This window comes from Psychrobacillus sp. (genome assembly GCF_056205495.1).
Genome location: NZ_JBAEAP010000018.1, coordinates 1 through 5,653, shown reverse-complemented (window position 1 = coordinate 5,653; position 5,653 = coordinate 1). Strand labels below are relative to the sequence as shown.

The following is a 5,653-nucleotide window of genomic DNA, read 5'->3' as shown; positions in this document are numbered from 1 at the left end:
CCTTGGCTCACAGAACGACATGGCTACGATCCGACTTGCAAATGGAGAAAAGCGAGGAGGCAGCTATTCAGCCACCGGAGCTTTTATCCATTTGACCCCGAGGGGCAAGGCGATGAAGCTAGACATCTAGAAAAGCGCAATCGCCTATTCCTGCCCCGACAGGCAAATGGGAAAAAGCGAGGAGGCAGCTCCACAGCCACCACAGCTTTTACCCATTTGACCCCGAGGGGCAAGGCGATGGAGCTAGACAATAAGAAAAGCACAATCGCCTGTCTCTGCCCCGACAGACAAATGGAGAAAAGCGAGGAGGCAGCTATTCAGCCACCGGAGCTTTTATCCATTTGACCCCGAGGGGCAAGGCGATGGAGCTAGACATCAAGAAAAGCACAATCGCCTGTCTCTGCCTCGACAGGCAAATGGAGAAAAGCACAGAAAAACATTATATAGTTAGCTTTGTTAAAGTTATTGGTTTATTTAGACTAACCATTCTTTTTTATAGTGACTGTAAACATTGAAAAAGGAACTTTCAAATGGCTATTAAGAACATAAATAGATGATGAAATGGGGGTTGGTGACAGTTTTCAGCTTTGTTTATATGAGTAAACTTATTAGCACTTCATCGATGCTCAAGCTGTTCCCATTTATTGTTTGGAGCGACAGACGGCGACTCCAGTGGGATGAGTGAGACAGATAAGACATCACAACCGCGCGCGTTAGCGACGGGTGATGGCTTATCGCTCACCCCACGGAAAGCGTCCGGCTGGGGCGGAAATCAATTCTACTCTCTGATTTAAGATTTCTTTGCATCGTAAATCAACCATAACCTTTAACATAGCCTTTTAGTTTAGTTAAATTGCTTGTCTTTGTTTAACCCGAGGGGCAAGAATAAATAATATATTTTAAAAAAACCTCACAAATGTGAGGTTAAATGTAATGACCTAGAGATATAATCCCTCTCATAGCTATATTAAGAACAAATATAGCAACAATCGGTGAAATATCAATCATACCTATTGGTGGGATAATCTTACGAAAGGGCTCTAAGTAGGGCTCACATATTCTCCCTAAAAATTGTCCTACCGTAGATTCTTTCACATTAGGTACCCATGACATAAAGATATAAATAATCAACGCAAATGAGTAAATTTGTACTAATTGTGCCAATAAAAATAAAATCAAATCCATTATAATAACTCCTCTATTAATCTAGATCGTTGTAGTAGTAATCCGATATTGAGCCCGCTACTTCTACCGAATCAGGGGCACATAAGAATATATCTGTTCCTATTCTTTGAATATCTCCACCTAAAGCATATACTGTTCCACTTAAAAAGTCGATTATTCTAATTCCTTGTTCCTTGTCAATACGTTGTAAATTAACAATAACTGCTTTTTTGTTCTTTAAATGCTCTGAAATGTCTTGTGCCTCAGCATAGACTCTCGGTTCAATTAAAATTACCTTTGAGGACTTTTGCATATTTTGAATACTTACAAGATTCGTAGCAGCAGTTTCCTTTGGAGCAGCATTAAATTTGCGTTCTTTAGGGTATGATGATTTTACTGGCTGTTGTCGTACTTGTTCTGGTTCTACTGCACGATTTTGTGTTCTAGGTTGCTGAGGTGTTGTAGTATCTTCATCCTCTTCTAAATAGAAGAAGTTTTTTACCCAATTCTTCATACTCATTCATCCTCCTTGTCTTTGCCGACTAATGCTGTTCCTATTCGTATAAATGTAGCTCCCTCTTCAATAGCTATTTCGTAATCTCCGGACATACCCATGGATAGTTCTTTACAAGGGGCGTGTGGAAGTTGTTTTGCAGCAATTCTTATTTGAAGCTCTTTTAAGCTACGGAAAACTTTTCGGATTAAATCCTTATCTTCCGTATTCGGTGCCATTGTCATTAGACCGACTACACGTATATGTGAATAATCTTTAAGAGTGTCAATAAACAATTCAGCTTCTTCCAAAGATAGACCATGCTTGGATTGTTCCTCAGAAACATTCACTTGAACAAAGCAATTTTTAACATTGTCTGCTCTTTTTTCAATTTCCTCGGCCAAGCTTTTACGATCTAAGGAGTGCAAATAATCTATCTCATTGATTACCGATTTTACTTTCCGAGTTTGCAATGAGCCTATGTAGTGCCATTTTACGTTTGCTGAAATAGCTTCTAATTTTCTTTTAAGTCCTTCAGGTCTGTTTTCTCCAAGATGCAATATTTCATTTTGAATAACTTCCTCCGTACGTTCTACTGAAACTTCCTTTGTAACAGCAATAAGTGTTACATCATCAAAATTTCGATTAGAGCGTACACAGGCTTCTTCAATATGCTTTTGAATGTTAATTAAATTATTATGAACATTTGACATTTTAAACCAACTCTTCATCTAGTGTTTTGTTCATTGTATCAATGAAATGGCGTTTTATCAATAAAGAACAGTACCTATTCTCTGTTTTTGGCAACAATTATTACATCTTTTCCAATTACAGCTATATTTTGTACGCTAATTTTTTTCGTTTCCCTTTTTTTATTGAAAAATGTGGGGTATGCCCCATTTGTTTCTACAATAAAGGAAATGATATGACCTGTTTCTTTATCTATTTCTGCATCCACTATAAAGCCCAATAATTGCCCAGAATTAGCCTCAATGACTTCTTTTTGTTGCGCATCTGAAAACTTCAACAGTTCCCCTCCTTTTTAATAGTATATTCATGAAAATAGAAAAAAACGCTTTTTCTGACGAGAAAAAGCGTTAAGGATTGTTATTTAGGATTTAACTGATTTTGTATAGTAGATAAGGCACTTTTCTCTAGTCTTGAGATTTGAGCCTGCGAGAGACCCAGGTCCGTAGCTATTTCTGTTTGTGTCGCACCAAAGTATATTCTTTTCGTTAATATTTTCTTTTGTCGCGAGTCTAAGTTTTGAAAACTCTCTTTTACAGTAAAATAAGTAACCCATTGATCTTCTGATACATCATTATCACATAATTGATCCATCATATAAATAGCATCTCCTCCATCACTGAAAATTGGTTCTTGAAGAGAGACAGGATCTTGAATTGCATCTAGCGATAGTAATATATCTTCTACTGGTATCTCAAGTATTTTAGACAAATCTTCTAATGTTGGTTCTTCCAAATGTTCGTTAATATATTGTTCCTTGGCTTTCATAGCCTTATAAGCAATATCTCTTAATGATCTAGAAACCCTTACAGAATGGTGGTCACGCAAATGTCTTTTTATCTCACCAATGATCATAGGCACTGCATATGTGGAAAAACGCACATTATGTTTTAAATCAAAATTTTCAATGGACTTTATTAGCCCTATGCAACCTACCTGGAATAAGTCATCTGCTTGCTCGCCTCTATAAGCGAAGCGCTGTACTAGACTTAAAACTAATCTTAAATTACCCATTACCAATTCATCTTTAACCGAATCTTCGCCAGCTTGTAAGCGAATAAATAATGCTTTCATTTCTTCGTGGGTTAGTAAAGGAAGCTTTGATGTGTCAATGCCGCATAATTCAACTTTTGTTCTCGTCATAGATCTTCCTCCGGACTTTTTAATAGTTCTTAGTCAGTTTATCCGTCGGTTAAAAGATTATTCGGAGCATAGCTATCCAATTTCACCCATTAGGCTATCGGTTCATTTAGTACTTCTTTTAAATCTAAAATTATTTTTTTCTCTAATCTTGAGATATAAGATTGGGAAATTCCAAGATGATCAGCTACCTCTTTTTGAGTCATTTCCTCTTGTCCGTTAAGCCCAAAACGGCATTGCATAATATATTTTTCTCTATTTCCCAATAAATTTATAGCTTCAAAAACATGCTGACGTTCTAGCTTTTTTTCGACATCCTCTATTATTAGGTCTTCACTTGTACCCAAAATATCGGAAAGCAGTAATTCATTACCATCTGAATCAGAATTTAAAGGCTCATCAAATGAAACTTCTGATTTCATGCGGTTGGTTTTTCTCAAATGCATAAGAATTTCGTTTTCGATACATCTTGAAGCATAGGTTGCTAACTTAATCCCTTTATCTAAATTGAACGTTTCTACCGCTTTTATAAGTCCGATTGATCCAATACTAATCAAATCTTCTATGTTTGTATTCGTTTGATCGAATCTTCTAGCAATGTATACTACAAGTCTTAAATTTCTTTCGATTAACACATCTCTTGCGTACTCATCTCCATCCATAAAAGCTAGTAGCATTTCTCGTTCCTCATCTCTCGTCAATGGTTTTGGTAATGATTCACTTCCACCAATATAATGGACTCCTTTTCTTCTAAATGAAAGAATCCAATAATAAAATCGACGTAGCATATTTAATATCATTATTTAGCACTCCTTTTTTTCAAATGATAGTACGAGGAACTATGTAAGATACCGTCTGCCTCGTGTGGAAATTTGTCCTTACCTCTCGTTAGTACGATGTAACCTTTTGGTAAAGGCTGATCATTTACGACCCATTCATCAAATTTAATGCCAATTACCCATGACTTTTCCTTTTGTACGGTTGCAATTGGTATTAGACGAACCTTACTTGCATACTCTTTTGGAAGCATATCCAAACCTTTATAATGTGAGCTATCCCAGCTATTTATAACATCATAAAGAAGTTCTGGAAGAATGGGACGAAGAGCTTCTGCTGCTATAAAGTGTACAGGATCATTAGAAAGTGGTTCTGTACAGACGTTCCCAGAATCAATAAATAGTGTAAGTTCCTTTGTTTGATTGAATAATTTAATGCTAGAAGGATAAATAAGTTCTCTTTCCGATTGTGATATATGCAGACTTAGTACGTGTTTCGTGAGGAGGTATAAACCACCCGTAGCAATTAATGCATAATTGATAATCATGAATGAATTACTCGCATTATGGTACATTGGGGCAATTGCTGTAAGTAGTCCGCCAGCAAAGATGCTTGCTAGCAATGTTAATGAAATGGCTTTGACGATTTGTGTCCTTTTTTTCCAAAACGCTATTCCAATCATGAGAAAGAAAGTCAAAAATAGCGTAATGAAATGATTAGAAAAAACGACGGTTATCAATCCCGCAACAAATGCAGACAGAAGCAGGTATCTTTTTTTGTTTTCAATCCAACCAATTCTGTTTGCAAACGCTAAAACGGTGTAATTGAAAAAGGTGTTTGTTGCAATCATAACTTCTGCGTACATAGCTCTCCTCCTTTTGATAAAAGCTTAACATCCGATTTATAAGAAATTTGTCAAAGGGACGTTCAAAAGTAAATTTTTTAAACGACAAAATTATAGAAAGATTTATGGTATGAGTTTTTTTCATTACTGGTTGAATCGATTTCATAAACCTTTGATGAGACGAAGACTAAGAACAAAAAGATGAAAAATAATGAGACAATTATTGATTGGAGCTCCAGCGGGATGAGTGACAGGTAAATGGGAAATGCGAGGAGGCAGTTCCTCAGCCTTCCTAAACAATAAAGGCTATGTTAAAGGCTAGGGTTGAATTATAATGTGTTCTAAATCGGCAAGTAGAATTGATTTCCGCACCAGCCGGACGCTTTCCTCGGGGTGAGCGATAAGCCATCACCCATCGCTAGCGCGCGTGGTTGTGATGTCTTATCTGTCTCACTCATCCCGTAGGAGTCGCCGTCTGGCGCTCCAAT

At 36.9% G+C, this 5,653-nt stretch carries 7 protein-coding genes; all 7 read right to left on the bottom strand.

From position 1 onward, the window contains the following. Nucleotides 1-924: 924 nt before the first annotated feature. A complete protein-coding gene (locus AC06OU_RS00485; protein ID WP_169358996.1) occupies nucleotides 925-1,185 on the bottom strand; it encodes a YggT family protein in 261 nt (86 codons plus the stop codon). Between the two features lie 16 nt (nucleotides 1,186-1,201). Further along, nucleotides 1,202-1,684, bottom strand: coding sequence for a cell division protein SepF (locus AC06OU_RS00480; protein ID WP_169358995.1), 483 nt, complete (start codon nucleotides 1,682-1,684; stop codon nucleotides 1,202-1,204). Further along, the gene (locus AC06OU_RS00475; protein WP_475853369.1) at nucleotides 1,681-2,370 is read right to left on the bottom strand and encodes a YggS family pyridoxal phosphate-dependent enzyme; all 690 of its coding nucleotides are present in this window, start codon (nucleotides 2,368-2,370) and stop codon (nucleotides 1,681-1,683) included. The genes AC06OU_RS00480 and AC06OU_RS00475 overlap by 4 nt, the downstream gene beginning before the upstream one ends. Nucleotides 2,371-2,444: 74 nt before the next feature. Further along, nucleotides 2,445-2,684 carry a YlmC/YmxH family sporulation protein gene (locus AC06OU_RS00470; protein WP_169358993.1) on the bottom strand — a complete coding sequence of 80 codons (240 nt, stop codon included), beginning with the start codon at nucleotides 2,682-2,684 and terminating at the stop codon, nucleotides 2,445-2,447. An 80-nt stretch (nucleotides 2,685-2,764) separates the two neighbouring features. Beyond that, a complete protein-coding gene (gene sigG, locus AC06OU_RS00465; RefSeq protein ID WP_169358992.1) occupies nucleotides 2,765-3,547 on the bottom strand; it encodes an RNA polymerase sporulation sigma factor SigG in 783 nt (260 codons plus the stop codon). Nucleotides 3,548-3,636: 89 nt separating this feature from the next. Further along, on the bottom strand, nucleotides 3,637-4,344 hold the full coding sequence (gene sigE / locus AC06OU_RS00460) for an RNA polymerase sporulation sigma factor SigE (protein ID WP_240949634.1): 708 nt from the start codon (nucleotides 4,342-4,344) through the stop codon (nucleotides 3,637-3,639). Then, nucleotides 4,344-5,186: a sigma-E processing peptidase SpoIIGA gene (locus tag AC06OU_RS00455; RefSeq protein WP_298471961.1), complete on the bottom strand. Its 843-nt coding sequence runs from the start codon at nucleotides 5,184-5,186 to the stop codon at nucleotides 4,344-4,346. Before AC06OU_RS00455 ends, sigE begins: the two co-directional genes overlap by 1 nt. Nucleotides 5,187-5,653 lie beyond the last annotated feature (467 nt).

Coding starts and splice junctions, on each gene's coding strand:
- AC06OU_RS00480 (WP_169358995.1), bottom strand. CDS start 1,684: ATGAGTATGAAGAATTGGGTAAAAAACTTCTTCTATTTAGAAGAGGAT.
- sigG (WP_169358992.1), bottom strand. CDS start 3,547: ATGACGAGAACAAAAGTTGAATTATGCGGCATTGACACATCAAAGCTT.
- AC06OU_RS00455 (WP_298471961.1), bottom strand. CDS start 5,186: ATGTACGCAGAAGTTATGATTGCAACAAACACCTTTTTCAATTACACC.
- AC06OU_RS00475 (WP_475853369.1), bottom strand. CDS start 2,370: ATGTCAAATGTTCATAATAATTTAATTAACATTCAAAAGCATATTGAA.
- AC06OU_RS00485 (WP_169358996.1), bottom strand. CDS start 1,185: ATGGATTTGATTTTATTTTTATTGGCACAATTAGTACAAATTTACTCA.
- sigE (WP_240949634.1), bottom strand. CDS start 4,344: ATGATATTAAATATGCTACGTCGATTTTATTATTGGATTCTTTCATTT.